General features: G+C 54.2%; 11 protein-coding genes. 3 read left to right on the top strand and 8 right to left on the bottom strand.

The window, feature by feature from the left end; translation table 11 throughout:
- From IJT02_01835 to IJT02_01825, 3 genes are all read right to left on the bottom strand, one after another.
- Positions 1-2,019 (bottom strand): flagellin (locus IJT02_01835; GenBank protein ID MBQ7543665.1); only part of this gene is annotated, 2,019 nt, incomplete at its 3' end.
- Positions 2,020-2,899: 880 nt separating this feature from the next.
- Positions 2,900-5,194 (bottom strand): response regulator, encoded by a 2,295-nt coding sequence (locus tag IJT02_01830; GenBank protein MBQ7543664.1) that lies wholly within the window; start codon positions 5,192-5,194, stop codon positions 2,900-2,902.
- Complete coding sequence (locus tag IJT02_01825) at positions 5,187-6,176, bottom strand: response regulator (protein MBQ7543663.1); 990 nt, start codon at positions 6,174-6,176, stop codon at positions 5,187-5,189. The genes IJT02_01830 and IJT02_01825 overlap by 8 nt, the downstream gene beginning before the upstream one ends.
- 116 nt (positions 6,177-6,292) lie before the next feature.
- Here IJT02_01825 and IJT02_01820 point away from each other — a divergent pair, with 116 nt between their 5' ends.
- From IJT02_01820 to nagA, 3 genes are read left to right on the top strand one after another with little or no spacing between them, the layout of a single operon-like run.
- Positions 6,293-7,744 carry a PTS transporter subunit EIIC gene (locus IJT02_01820; GenBank protein MBQ7543662.1) on the top strand — a complete coding sequence of 484 codons (1,452 nt, stop codon included), beginning with the start codon at positions 6,293-6,295 and terminating at the stop codon, positions 7,742-7,744.
- Positions 7,741-8,475 carry a glucosamine-6-phosphate deaminase gene (gene nagB, locus IJT02_01815; protein MBQ7543661.1) on the top strand — a complete coding sequence of 245 codons (735 nt, stop codon included), beginning with the start codon at positions 7,741-7,743 and terminating at the stop codon, positions 8,473-8,475. Before IJT02_01820 ends, nagB begins: the two co-directional genes overlap by 4 nt.
- Entirely contained in the window at positions 8,460-9,572 is a 1,113-nt protein-coding gene (gene nagA / locus IJT02_01810; GenBank protein MBQ7543660.1) for an N-acetylglucosamine-6-phosphate deacetylase, read from the top strand. Before nagB ends, nagA begins: the two co-directional genes overlap by 16 nt.
- Before the next feature lie 32 nt (positions 9,573-9,604).
- Here nagA and ggt read toward each other — a convergent pair whose 3' ends face one another.
- From ggt to IJT02_01785, 5 genes are read right to left on the bottom strand one after another with little or no spacing between them, the layout of a single operon-like run.
- The gene (ggt, locus tag IJT02_01805) at positions 9,605-11,296 is read right to left on the bottom strand and encodes a gamma-glutamyltransferase (GenBank protein ID MBQ7543659.1); all 1,692 of its coding nucleotides are present in this window, start codon (positions 11,294-11,296) and stop codon (positions 9,605-9,607) included.
- Between the two features lie 18 nt (positions 11,297-11,314).
- Positions 11,315-12,445 (bottom strand): succinylglutamate desuccinylase/aspartoacylase family protein, encoded by a 1,131-nt coding sequence (locus tag IJT02_01800; GenBank protein MBQ7543658.1) that lies wholly within the window; start codon positions 12,443-12,445, stop codon positions 11,315-11,317.
- 8 nt (positions 12,446-12,453) lie between these two features.
- Positions 12,454-12,603, bottom strand: coding sequence for a hypothetical protein (locus IJT02_01795; GenBank protein MBQ7543657.1), 150 nt, complete (start codon positions 12,601-12,603; stop codon positions 12,454-12,456).
- 11 nt (positions 12,604-12,614) lie between these two features.
- A complete protein-coding gene (locus IJT02_01790; GenBank protein MBQ7543656.1) occupies positions 12,615-13,907 on the bottom strand; it encodes a TRAP transporter large permease subunit in 1,293 nt (430 codons plus the stop codon).
- 2 nt (positions 13,908-13,909) lie between these two features.
- A complete protein-coding gene (locus tag IJT02_01785; GenBank protein ID MBQ7543655.1) occupies positions 13,910-14,455 on the bottom strand; it encodes a hypothetical protein in 546 nt (181 codons plus the stop codon).
- Between the last annotated feature and the right edge of the window lie 10 nt (positions 14,456-14,465).

Raw genomic sequence — 14,465 nt, 5'->3', positions numbered from 1 at the left:
GTTGGCGTAGAGCGTTACGCTTGCTTTATTGCCATTGCCCTGATTGAGGGTGATGGTCTTCGGGTCATCGAGCATGAACACGCCCTCAGAGTTCCAGAACTTGTCGAGGTCGCGGAGCTTGGTGTCGCCGGTTGCTACCTTGCCGATGTAGGCCGCGTCGAACTTGGCGAGAGTCTGAGCACCGTCAAGGTCTGCCAGTGCGCCGCCTCTGTCGCTGTTGTTGTTGAACCTCTCGTTGGTCGACATGGTGATGTCGCCCTCAGTTACTGTTCCGGTCTTCTCGTTCAGGTAGAAGTTCTTGAAGTGGACATCCGTGTTGGCGAGCGATTCACCGTTGAGGACGTAGCCGAGAGTGTTGCCGTTGTAGGGGCTGTCGTCCCACTTGTCATCCCACGAGCTGTCAAGATAGCCGGAGACGTTGACCTGAATATCATCCTGATCTGCTCCGTCATCATTTGCGGTAACGAAGTACACGAACTTTGCGCCTTCGGAGATAGTCGAAAGCCTGAAAGGATCCAGCTGGGCATCATCACTGAAAGTGATCGTTACTGAAGGCTCGTCATCAGTGCCGCCAAACAGCTTGTCGAGGTTGACAGGGTTCTCAGGTGCTTCGTTCTTGTCATCACCGCCCAGTGCCAGAACAATGTTGTCCTGCGTAGCGGTTGAGTTCACGCCGTCCTGCGAGAGCTTCGTTGCTGTGGCCTTGAGGGTCAGAGTCTGGTTCACAGAGTCGATATTCGTAACCTCGAACAGAATGCTCGCGTTCTCCAGAAGGTTGTCCCCTATCTCAAGCTGGAACACCTGATCTGCGCCGATCGGCACGGGGTCTTCTGAGGCAGTCTCAGTTGTGGGGTCTACGCCGGAGTCTGTGGTCTCGTAGGTAATCTTGATCCCGGGGGCTGTGCCGTTCTTGGTGATCGTAGTCAGCTCGAGAGAGCCGGTATTTCCGTCCACTTCACCAAAGCCGGTAAGGTTGATACCCTTAGCTGATGCTGCGGCGATGATCTCATCCTTGACTCCCACGAAGGCCGGGCCTTCATCTGCGGTTGCTGACGTGCGTCCCTCGAAGAATGATGACTGATCCGCTGCTGTTGTGCCGGAGGTAGACTCGTTGTACTTGAAGAGGTCTGAGCCGGTCGTTGACCAGATTTCGACACCGTCAGTGGTGGAGACTGTGATCTTCGTTACGGGTGCACCGATGTTGGCATCTCCGAAGGTGATAGTGCTGGTGGTCTGGTTCATCGTGCCGCCGATACCATAAGAACCTGTGAGGATCGGGCCAGTTTCGCCGCCGTTCTCTGCGCCTTCACCGGGTGCTGCTGATTCAGCGAGCTCGAGCTTGTAGCTTCCGGCGGGTACGTTGCTCACAGATACGTCGGTTACGCCGAGATCGGTGTTGGTGGTCTTGTTGATGACGACATCATCATGCTTAATCTTCATGATGTCCGACTTCTGGACTTCGCCCTGTCCAGGATCTGCCTTCACGCGGATCTTGTAGTTGCCCTCGACGGAGACTTTCTGCCCGAACTGGTCTGTCTTGCGGAGACCGCCGTTGATGATGGCCTTCGTCTCGTTGTCATCACTGCTCCACAGAGCCGCCGCGTCGCCGTTCAGGAGCTTCTTCTTGTTGAACTGCGTCGTGTCGCCGATACGGGTAATCTCGTCGTTGAGCTGGTCGATTTCGACTTGGATGTAGCTTCTGTCCTGCTGTGTCAGGGTGTCGTTGGCCGCCTGGACTGAGAGCTCGCGCATTCTCTGAAGGATTGAGTGGGTCTCCTGAAGCGCGCCTTCTGCTGTCTGGATGAGGCTGATGCCGTCCTGAGTGTTGGCTACTGCCTTGTCGAGTCCGCCGACCTGAGAACGCATTTTCTCGCTGATTGCGAGGCCTGCCGCGTCGTCTGCCGCGCTGTTGATGCGGAGTCCGCTTGACAGTTTGGCTATCGACTTCTGCAGGGCATTGCTGGTACCGTTGACGATGTTGTACGTCTGCAGTGCCGGTATGTTGTGCTGAATTACCATTGACATGATAGATAAACCTCCTTGTAGTTTTCTGTCGTGCCTCCCGCCGTCCTTGTGTGGGAGGCGTTAGGTAATGTCCTGCCCTCACGGGTTCTGAGGGTAACTGTGCCTTTGGCCGCTTTATGCTCCGTGCCGGTTATGCCTTCACGGTCTGAACGCTCGCGCCCGTTCAGTGAAGCCCGGGACGTGGAGTTTGTGCGGTGTTCGGCTGTGCGCTTTGGTGCTGTTAGTAAACCTTCTATCCTTATCGCGAAAAGGTTTCCGTGTTCAGGCCTTTGTGAATGGATGGCCTGTATCTCGTTACATTGACATTTTCGGTGAGGGGATTCTGTAACTTTAGCATGAGGGGATATGTGATGGTAAAAAATAAAGCTCGTTAAGACCATTAGCGACCTTACCCGAGCCCTTACGGATCTAATCCGTATTTTCAAAGCGTAATCCCTCATCGTTGGGATGATTCCTGATGTGGGGAAACCAACCCCCCGCTTCAGGTAGTCCTGTTTCACCTGTTCCAGCATTATACACCATCGGCTTTATCAGAATTATCCGCCGGATTAAAGACTTGTGATAGAATACTTTGCGGGAAGCCGCCCTGTGTGCAGTTTGCGGGGCGAGGCTTGCAAGGGGACACCCCGAGTAGCCTATATCAGGTGAAAGGAGGTGGGAACGTGAGGACAATAATAAAGCTCGTAGAGGCCATCACCGACCTTGTACGAGCGATAACGGATTTAATCCGTGAGTTCAAACGTTAATCCTATCCGAAGGGCTTAATGTCTGAGGCTGGGATTCCGCCCCAACTTCAGCGAGCCCGTTTTGCTCCGTCCTCAGCTTCCCGGGACGGAATTAATTATACACCACTAATCTTGCCGGTAACAGCTATTTATGTTTCAGGGAAAAATTCCAGTATTTCATCGTCAGATTCATGCAGGGTTTCAGTGCCCGCAGCATCAGAAGAACGTATCGCGCTGACAGTCTTACCGTACAATTCCAGCATAGCCGGAGTCATCTTCTCTATCGTCTCAATATCGCTGCCGTCAGAAGCCTTCTCAAGCTGTGCACAGAGTTCGGAAAGTTCCGCCGCCCCTATCATCCTTGATGAACTCTTGAGAGCATGAACAACTATGCCGTAGCGTTCAAAGTTTTTGGACGCACTGAATCTCTTTACGGAATCAACACGCTCATCATAGCTCGCAGCATACTCACCCAGAAGAGCACGGTAGAGCGTCTTATCGTTCTGGGAATACCTTAGCCCCGCCGTAACGTTAATTCCGGCTTCCGCAAGCCCGGCAAAATCATCCGCTTCGTCCTCCGTGATTCCTTCGTCTGCTCCCGTAACCTTAATGATTTTCTCTTTAGGCAGGTACTTCAAGAGCATTTTCTCGAGCGCAATGCTGTCGATGGGCTTCGTCAGGTAGTCCGTGAAGCCGTGCGACAAATACCGCGCCCGTGCCCCGAGAATCGCGTCGGCAGTCAGGCAGATTACAGGCGTATTCTGGTCGAACTCCCGTATCTGGTGGAGTGCTTCAGTCCCGTCGATTCCAGGCATACGCTGATCCATCAGAATCAAGTCGTAGGAACGTTCTCCCGCCAGCGCAACAGCGTCCGCACCGTTCGAGGCAGTATCAATCTTGATTTCCGTCTTCTTCAGCAGCCCCATAGCCACAACAAGATTGAAATGTGTATCGTCAACTATCAGGATTCGTGCGGCGGGAGCTTTGAACAGTTCGTGGTAATGCCCCCTGTTGATGATGCTCTGCTCGAACTTTTCGCGGAAATTCCCGACAGGCTCGCACGAGATAACTTTCTGCGGAATCGTCAGCGTGAACACAGAACCTTTCCCGTATTCGCTCTCCAGCTTGATGTCGCCTCCCATTTTGCTGCAAAGAAGCTGAACTATAGCAAGGCCGAGACCTGTACCCTCTATCGTGCTGTTGTGTTCGAGATTTACACGCTCGAAACGTCTGAAGATCTTATCGAGGTCTTCCTTCCTGATGCCTACGCCGGTATCCTTCACTACAATCTTCAGGTGGATAATACTGCCGGGCTGGATGTTCGCGGAATCCGCACTGCTGACCGAGAAATCTACACTTCCGCTGTCGGTGTACTTTACGGCGTTGGTCAGGAGGTTAAGTATTATGAGCCTCATTCGCATTTCATCGCCGAAATAAACATCAGGGATGTTCTCATCAATATCAACGCGGAAATCAACATCTTTTGCTTTTGCCCTGATGGCTGCCATACTGCTTACGTCATTCAGGACAGAGCTTAATTTGTATCTGGTCTCTACGAGCTCGATTTTTCCGGCTTCAACTTTCGAGAAATCAAGAATCTGGTTGATGAGCGAAAGAAGATTGTTCCCGGCGTTCTCAATGTCTCCGGCACTGGACGTTATGCTCTCCAGAATCTTCAGAGCTTCCCAGTTTCCGCTGAGGAGTTTCCTGGCCTGCTGGCAGTCGCGCAGAATTATCGTGTTCATTCCCAGTACGGCGTTCAACGGAGTCCGAATCTCGTGGGACATGCTCGCAAGAAACTCGCTCTTTGCGTGGTTGGCGGCCCGCGCTTCGTCTCTGGCGGCTTCAAGCCTCTTCTCGTACTGCTGCTGGCTCAGGATGTTTACATGATACTCAATCATGATATATGCCGTATTCAGCGAGACAACCAGATAGAGGAAGGGAAAACGGTTCAGGAATACAGGCGGATAAACATCTTCCATTAGAACCCTCAGCGGAGTCCAGTAAATTATCATGTAGAGGAGCGTCATGTAGCTGGAGCTTAAGATTCCCAGACGTACTCCGCAGAGATAGCAGACAACGAGCGGGAAAAGAAGCGTCCAGTGTGCCGCAAAGCCGTTCCTCGCGAACAGTGCTATGTTGGTGCAGACTATGAGTGAAAGAATCGTGCCTATGCTCGCAACCAGCCTGCGGTTCTTCCTGACGGCGGCCAAGTAAAAGATTACTGCGTGGAAAACAGCATAGACCGAGCAGCTGAGCGCGAACTCCCACATAGGAGTGAAGGAGTAAAATATCACGCCGGACAGCGACGGTACTTCAAGAATTGCCGCAATACATGCGAGGGTCTTCAGGTTTCGTTTGCAGCGTTCTTCATCATCATAGATTGATACCCCGAGAAGCCGCCATACTGCCCGGACGCGCTTGATTATCTCAGGCTCACGCAAACGTTATACCTTCGTCGATGATGTCCAGCATTATTTCCGCAAAGACAGGGTCAAACTGCGTGCCTCTGCCTTTCTCGATGGCTTCTCTGACTGCGTCCGGCGGAAGATGTTTTCTGCAGGTCATTGCGTCGTAACTGTCAGCAACAGCTATAATCCGTGCTTGTTCGGGAATCTTGTCGCCCGACAGCCCGCCGGGATAGCCGCTCCCGTCGTATCTCTCGTGATGGTACTTTGCACCCAGCGACAGCGATGGCATCTCGTTTATGCTCGAGAGAATATGAGCACCGATTACAGGATGTTCACGGAATTTTGCGGTTTCATCATCGGTCATGTCGCCCGGCTTCTTGAGTATTGAGTCAGGCACACCGATTTTCCCGACATCATGAAGGAGTCCCATCATGTATATATCATTCTGTTTGCGCTCGCTGCAGCCGTAACGTTTCGCTATTTCCCTCGCACATTTCGCGACGCGTTCGGAATGTCCTGCGGAAATATCCTTTGCGTCAATTGCCGCCGCCAGTACAGAGACGACGTGAAGGAAGAGCTTGTGGTTCTCTTCCGTCTTGAGTTCAACCTCATGCGCAAGATTCCTCTGAAGCCGTACCAAGTCTATAATGTGTCGTGCCCGCAGTACAAGAACTTCCGGCACAAAGGGTTTCTTGATGAAGTCCATAGCTCCGAGTGAAAGCCCTGTAGTTTCGGCCATTTGTGATTCGTCGGCGGTCAGGAAAATAACGGGAAGGTCTTTGCCTTTCTCGGTGTCCCGCAGTGCCTTCAACGTCTCAAAGCCGTTCATGTCCGGCATCTTGATGTCGAGCAGGCAAAGATCCGGCACTTCTTTAGTCTCTATGTATTCGAGCAGGGCTTTCCCGGACTTCAGAGCAGTTACGCGCATTCCGTTCTTGCTCATGACATTTCCGGCCATCATCAGGTTTGCAACATCGTCATCGACAACAACGATCCAGTACTTAATATCAGACATACCGTCATCCTCATTTCCCGCGGCAGTGTTTCGGTGGACAGTTCATTATACTCTACAAAGTGTTATATAATTGCCACATCCATAACATAACTTATCAGGAAGGAAGTTTATTCATCATGATGAAGTATCTCCAGAAAATCGGCAGATCTCTCATGCTCCCTGTGGCTTGTCTTCCCGCAGCGGGAATCCTCTACGGAATAGGCTACTGGATTGACCCCACAGGCTGGGGCGCGAACAGCATCTATTCCGCGTTCTGCATCAAGGCCGCCAGCGCAATCATCGACCAGATTCCGCTTCTGTTCGCCATCGGCGTTGCTATCGGAATGGCTGATGACACAGACGGCACTCCCGCACTTGCAGGTCTCGTGTCGTGGCTGATGATTACGACTCTGCTGTCGCCCGGTGCTGTGGCAATGTACTCGCAGGTTGACGTGTCGCAGGTTCCTGCGGCGTTCGGCAAGATACAGAATGCGTTTATCGGAATCTTGGCCGGACTCATCGGAGCAAGCTGCTACAACAGGTGCAAAGACTACATGCCCCCCGACTGGCTGGCGTTCTTCGCGGGAAGGCGATGCGTCGCAATAGTTACGGCGATACTCTCGGCACTCGCGGCGGTCGTGCTGTACTTTGTGTGGCCGGTGGTCTACAGTGCTCTTGTCGGCTTCGGAATCTCCATCGTCGGGCTCGGACCTATAGGCGCAGGTCTCTATGCCATGCTCAACAGAGCGTTGATTCCTCTCGGGCTTCACCACGCGCTTAATGCCGTCTTCTGGTTTGACACGGCTGGCATCAACGATCTCGGGCTGTTCTGGTCGGGCGGAGAAGGTGCGGTCAAGGGAGTAACCGGAATGTACATGACCGGCTTCTTCCCGGTGATGATGTTCGGTCTCGTTGCAGGAGCGTTCGCGATGTATAGAGCCGCCAGCGACAAGCGCAAGAAGAGTGCCGCAAGCCTTCTTTTGGCCGGAGCAATCGCCTCGTTCTTTACGGGCATCACTGAGCCTATAGAGTTCTCGTTCATGTTCCTCGCGCCGGGACTGTACCTTCTTCACGCACTGCTCACGGGAATTTCCGCCGTCGTGTGCGCGTATCTCCCTGTACGGTGCGGCTTCAACTTCAGCGCAGGAATGGTTGACTGGATACTCAGCTTCAATGCTCCGATGGCCGTAAATCCGTGGATGATTATCCCGATAGGCCTCGTGTTCGCGGTTGTGTACTATGTCGTGTTCAGCTGGGCGATAAAGACCTTCGACCTCAAGACACCCGGCAGGGAAGATGAGAGCCTGCAGGCAGGACTGATTACGCTCAAGAACAACAACTTTACGGACATGGCGCGCGTAATCCTCGAAGGTCTCGGAGGCCCGGCGAACATCAGGGAAGTAACCTACTGCGCAACGAGGCTCAGGACAGAGGTTGAAGATTATCTTCTCGTCGACGAAGCAAAGATGAAGAATGCCGGTGTACCCGGAGTGTTCAGGCCTTCAGAACACAACGTGCAGGTAGTTGTTGGCACAAAAGTACAGTTTGTGTATGACGAGCTGAAGAAGTTAATCGATGCCAGCAAATGAAGATTTACGTAACGAAGAACTACGATGAGATGAGCAGGAAGGCAGCAAACATAATTTCTGCACAGATCATCCTGAAGCCCGACTGCGTTCTCGGCCTTGCTACAGGCTCGACACCAGCCGGGCTTTACCGTCAGCTTGCGGAATGGTACAGGAAGGGAGACCTCGACTTCTCGGAGGTTGTTACGGTGAACCTCGACGAGTACAAGGGGCTGGGTGCTGATGACCCGGAAAGCTACGCGTCATACATGAGGGATAACCTCTTCAGCCTTGTGAACATAAGGCCGGAGAACACGCACCTTCCCAACGGAAAGATAACCGACAGCGCGGAAGCCTGCAGGAAGTACAACGAACTGTTAGAGCGGATAGGACGGCAGGACTTGCAGCTGTTGGGGTTAGGAAGGAACGGGCACATAGGCTTCAACGAGCCGTGCGAATACTTCGTGAAGGACGTGCACTGCGTTGAACTTTCAGGGAGCACTGTTGCGGCGAACAGAAGATTCTTCGAGGCCGGAAAGGACGTACCCAGCCATGCCTACACGATGGGTATACGCTCGATACTGCGGGCACGGAAAATTCTCGTGATTGCGTCGGGAGAAGAGAAGGCGGAAGCTGTAAGACAGGTATTTTTCGGGGAAGTTACGCCGTACGTGCCGGGAAGCATACTGCAGCTTCATAATGACGTGATTCTTGTGTGCGACGAAGGAGCGTTCTCGGAATGCAGAGCTTTGTGATTAAGGACGGGAGTATCTTCTGTGAGAACTGCAGGTTTCGCGCGGGAAGCCTCTACGTCAAAGACGGAATAATAGCCGACACAGAACCTCCTGAGGCAGAGACAATTGATGCTGAAAATCTCTATATCATTCCCGGCCTGACGGATATACACTTTCACGGGTGCGCGGGGCATGACTTCTGCGAAGGAACGCCTGAAGCCTTCAAGGCAATCACCGACTACGAGGCGCACAACGGCATCACGACGCTCTGTCCTGCGACAATGACACTCCCCGAGCACGAGCTTTCACGTATCATGAGAGCCGCAAAGTCCTTCGGGGAGTTCGCGGGGATTAACCTTGAAGGGCCGTTCATCTCTCCGGCAAAAATCGGTGCGCAGAACCCGGCGTATATTGCCCGGCCAAGCGCAGAGATGCTCAGGAGGCTTCAGGAAGAGTCCGGCGGGCTGATACGGATTGCGGTCGTCGCGCCGGAAGTCGACGGGGCTATGACGTTCATTGAGGAAGCCAGCAGGATGGTGAGGGTGTCGGTCGCTCACACTGCATGTGATTACGACACAGCACGTGAAGCGTTCGCACGGGGTGCAAGGCACGTTACGCACCTCTACAACGCAATGAACCCCATCAGCCACAGAGCACCCGGGCCGGTCATCGCGGCGGCCGAAAACGAGAATGTTACGGTTGAGCTTATCTGCGACGGAGTTCACGTTCACCCTGCTGTTGTGAGGAACACTCTGCGGATGTTCGGCGCGGACAGGGTGATATTCATCAGCGACTCAATGGAAGCTACGGGTATGCCCGACGGTGATTACGAGCTCGGAGGCCTCCCCGTCATCAAGCACGGAAACAGAGCAACCCTCGAGGATGGGAAGACGATTGCAGGGAGCGTTACGAACCTCATGGACTGCATGAGGACGGCAGTACGCGAGATGAACGTTCCGCTTGAAGTTGCGGTGAGGTGTTCTGCGGTGAACTCCGCGCGGGCGATAGGGCTTGACGGGAGCATTCACGCGGGAGGCAGGGCAAATCTTGTTGCGCTTGATGCGTCTCTCAATATTGCGTGGGTAATTAAGAACGGCAAAATAATAACCCCCTCATAGCTTCGAGGGGGCTGAACTTTTCACCTTAACGCTTAGAACCCCACAGGCACACCAAGCCTGCGGCTGTCCGCTCCTCCGTCCATGCGGTTATTAGCGTGGTCAAAGAGTATTCCCTGCGCAGTCCCGAAGTAACCCGTGAAGGGCTGTACATCTACTTCATGCCCCATCTCCTGCAGTGCCTTGATGACTTCCTCAGAGATTCCCTGCTCAATCATCAGCTTGTTGGCTTTGCCGTTCGACGCTGAGTTGAAGATACGCGGCTGCTCGATAGCTTCGTCCATCGTCATGCCGAAATCCACAACGTTCATGATTATCTGCGTTACGGCGGTGATTATCCTCATTGCTCCCGCAGCACCTACCGTCATGAACGGCCTGCCCTCCGGGTCAATCACGATTGTAGGGCTCATGCTCGACAGAGGACGTTTGCCCGGTTCGGGTGCGTTGACGCTGTCGGGGTTCTGCGCGAAGTCGTCCATCTCGTCATTCAGGACGAAGCCGTAGCCCGGAACGATTACGCCTGAGCCGAAGAAGTAATTTACGGTGTTTGTCGAAGCTACGATGTTGCCTTCTGCGTCGACGACTGAGAACGAGCTGGTAGAGATTCTCTCCTGAACGTCTCCGCCCTTGTACGAGATGAAGTCTGCAGGTTTGCCGGGCTGTACCTCGTTTGCTGACTTCTCGGTCGAGAGGTTCTCTGCGATACTCTTCGCGTAGGCTTTGCTGGTCAGTCCAGCCAGCGGCACGTCAGGAGCAAACGCTGTGTCTGCCATGTACTTCTGGCGGTCTGCGAATGCCTGCTTCATCGCCTCTGACAGAACGTGAAGGTATTTCGCTGTGTTGTGCCCGAGCTCCTTGACGCTGAAGTTCTCCATGATGTTCAGGAGCTGGACGATGTGAGTACCGCCGCTCGATGCAGGAGGCGTTGAATAGATCGTGTAGCCCCTGTACGTGCCCTTTACCGGCACTCTCTCTTCCATCTTGTAGGCCTTTAGGTCATCAAGCGTCATCTTTCCGCCCGAAGCATTGACCGCATCAACGACTGCCTGTCCGATTTCGCCGCCGTAGAACTCGTCAGGACCTTTCTCCGCAAGAAGCCGGAATGTCTTGGCCAGTTCGGGCTGTTTGAGGACTGCTCCGGCCTCGAGAGGAAGTCCGTCAACGATGAACGCACACTCCTTGTTGTACTTGGTCAGCTTGCCGTATTCGTCGGTGATTATTCCGTTCTGCATAGGCGCAAGCACGAAGCCTTCTTCCGCGAGACGGATTGCGGGCTCTGCGACTTCAGCGAAGGTCATCGTCCCGTACTTCTTGAGTGCCGTGAACATACCCATCACCGCGCCGGGAACTCCAATAGACTTTCCGCCCTCGAAGGACTCGTGTGCCTTCTTGGACTCGTCGGAAGCGTACATGTCCTTTGTTGCCGACGCAGGAGCCATCTCGCGGTAATCCAGCTCCACGACTTCACCTGTCTTGGCCGAACGTATCACCATGAACCCGCCGCCGCCTATGCCCGACGCGTTGAACTCGACGACGTTAAGCGCAAGGTAGGTAGCTATTGCCGCGTCCACAGCGTTGCCGCCCTTCTGCAGAATCTCAACCCCTGCCTTCGAGGCAAGTTCGTGCGCCGAACTCACCATACCTTTTTCCGCGTATACATCGTGAACTTCAGCAAATGCCGCCGTCGCGATGCACACCATCAATACTGCTAACAACACTTTCTTCATTGCGTTACCTCCTTAATATTACGCTTCGGGAGCTAAGTACTTGCTCAGCCCGTCAGCGATAATCTCTTCGTAGCCGGGAATGTTCCCGATCGTTACGCCCTTAGACTCGTCAAGCACCATCTCCAGCTGTTCGATGCAGACCATGACTGCCGTAACATGACGCGCTACCCTCAATTCCAGCGGCTGATCTTCCTCGTAAGGCACGAAGAGGCGGCCAAGTTTCGAGGCTCTGGCGTAGGCTTTGTCGCGTCCTGTCAGAACGAGTGCTTCATCTGTGCGTTCGCGAAGCCTGCCCTGCGAGGGGTTGCCTGCCTCCATCAGAATAGCGAGGGTGTCAGTAGTCGCGTCTCCCCATTCACGGTGGCTGAGGCCGCGAAGGTTCTTCGGCGAGGGTTCGAGCCTCATGGGTATTCCGCTGAACTCAAGCTCCATCGTCGCGGTTGCTGCAAGTTCCATTGCACGTTCATGCGCAACCATAGCATTAACGACGGGATATTCAGGTGAGGCCTCGTGAAGGTCGAACGCTAGCGTAACGTGCTCCTTCTGTATCAGCTCAAGGATAGCCAGTGATGCTGCCTGAGTTATGCCCTCGTTGAGAGTGCCGGGATAGCCTCTGTTGAGGTTGGCACGTGATGAACCGTCCAGCTTCTGCCCTGAAGGGTAGTGAATGTAGATGTCAGGTTCAGGCCACTGGTGAATCGGGTTGCTAGCGCGTGAACCGAACTTGAACGTACGCGTCCCGATGTGGAAGCGTTGAGGGGCTGCGTCCTGCGGAGAATTGTGCGTGAACGCAGAGTGATCCGCGAACGGAATAACGATTAATCTCCCCTTGCTGACCATCGCGCGCTCAAGGTACATTATCGCGGAGATGAAGCCTGCCGGTTCGTTGGGATGAGTTCCGCCGAGAATGAGGACTGTCCCGCCGGGCTCTTCTCCGTTCTGAATGAATACGGGCGTGTCTGCGGGCGTGCCCTTGATGGCGGGCTCCCACTCGGAGAGTTTGTGCTCAGTGAAGCCTTCTGCCGGGTAAACCTTGTCGTCAACCCACATCGACATGAACGACTGAGCAGTGATGTACGCTATGCCTCCTGCGATGGCGAGGAGGAGTATTGCTGTGAGGGCATTGCCCTTGAACTTGTACTCTGTCATGCTATGCCTCACTTAATCATAAGGATTCGCAGTATCATCGGAATCAGCACCATCGCCGCGCCTGCCTGCTTCCAGAAGGATTTTTCGCGGAACATGCAGATAACGATAAGCACCGCCATGAACACCAGTATTCCCCTGTAAATCAACGTCAGCAACATTCATCACCCCTTCAGAACAGCCAGCCCGCGATTGTCGGGCTCATGAAGATTACAGCCAGCCCCCAGAGTGCCAAGCACAGTCCGGGCAACAGGCACAGCTTCAGCACCTTAAAGTAATTCTCTTCACCGACAACCTGAGCCGCGAAGATGCCCGCAAGTGCAGTCGGAGGCATGAGGTCTCCCAGCGACGCAATCAGGCTCAGAGCGGACGCAACAATCACCGAGTTGTAGTTCAGGAGAGCAAGCAGGAACGGTACGCCCAAGACCGAAGCAGACCCGAACGACGAAACTGCTCCGAAGAGCGGCATTGTTACGGCGATTCCGACAAAGAGCGTCCATGACGGCAAACTCAACGCCGACACGACGATAAACCCCTGAACGCCAATCAGCGTCATTATCTGGATGAACATTCCTACTCCCATGAGGATTCCCATTACGGGCAGGGCATCATTGACGGCCTCAATGACTGTGTCATAGACGTTCCAGCTCGTGCCCGAGAGAAGTCCTGAGAGCGCGGAGATGAGGAAGATCAGCGGCATTCCCAGCGACACCTTTCCCGGGAAAAACTGCTCGGCGCAAAGCAGACCCACAAGCACAATCACCGGGAGGAACAGCCGAAGCGTGAGGGAGTTGCGCTCCATCTCGAACAGATGCTTCTCAAGGGCAGCGAGGTCATGGTTTCCTCCTGCTATGCCCGGATAAATCATCGTCAAGGCAAACACAACAGCCAGCGGGAACGTGCAGATTAAGAGGGGAACTGCGAAGCCGACGTAAGGGATGTCCACACCGGCACAGATTATCATCGCGGGGATGCTGACTGGAGGGGCAATCATTCCGAGCAGCGCACCCATCGAGACAACTGCTGCGGCACGAACCTTCGACAGCCCTAACGTAACCAGCACCGGCGACACTAACGCACCTGTCGTGAGCACTGCGGCGGTGGACGAGCCGGTAATCATTCCGGGAAGCATGATGATTATCATTATGCCGACGGAGAGCACTGCGGGGGCATGACGGAACTTCCTTATCACCCACGCCGACAGAGCATCAAGGAGTCCTGTCCTCTGCACAACCTTCATGAAGATCATTGCTGTGCAGATAACCATTATGGTATTGAGGTAGCCGAACTCGCCCTCAACTAGATGACGAAGCGGGAAGCCCGCACCTCCGACAGCCGCGCCGACGATTGCCGCAAAAGCCATAGCAACCGCAATAGGCAGCTTGAACGCGAAAGCTCCGAAGGCGAACACGAAAATCATCACGATCGTGTAGAAGCCTTCAGGCCAGAACCAGTCCCACGACATCGCTAGATGACTCCCCACTCGGCGAGAAATTCTTTCAGCGGAGTGCCTGTGCCCTTGACGTTGGGAGCAGTCTTGACCTGTGCGCCGGAGATTTCCGCAATTTTCGTGAAGATGCCGTCCTGATTCCCGCCGTCAACAACAATCATTCCATCAGCGTAAGGAGCTGCTTCCGTGATGAAGAGGTCAGAGAGCGTGCCCCTCCTGCCTTCTCCTCCGACGTGCATAACCAGAATCTTCTTGCCGGTGTCCTTTGCGGCCTGAAGGAGTGCTTTCGCGCGTGCGGCTTCGTCGTCCTGATTGATGCCTGCCGCTCCGAGCCCCTTCGAGCTTCCGCCGACAACCGCGATGACTACCTTAGCGTCTCCCAGTTCTGCGGGGGACATCAGCGCGTTGAAGAGCGGGTCAATCTTGAGGACATTGCGGAGAACGACGCGAACCATCATTCCGTCGGGGCTCTGGCCTACGGATGTTAGGGCAACGTCGGCAGCGAACACCGAACTTGCGGCCAAAAGTACGATAAACAGCGACAACATGAACTTTCTCGACATGGTATACGCC

It is taken from the genome of Synergistaceae bacterium, assembly GCA_017450125.1.
GTDB lineage: Bacteria > Synergistota > Synergistia > Synergistales > Aminobacteriaceae > JAFUXM01.
This window is presented reverse-complemented; position numbering and strand designations above follow the sequence as displayed.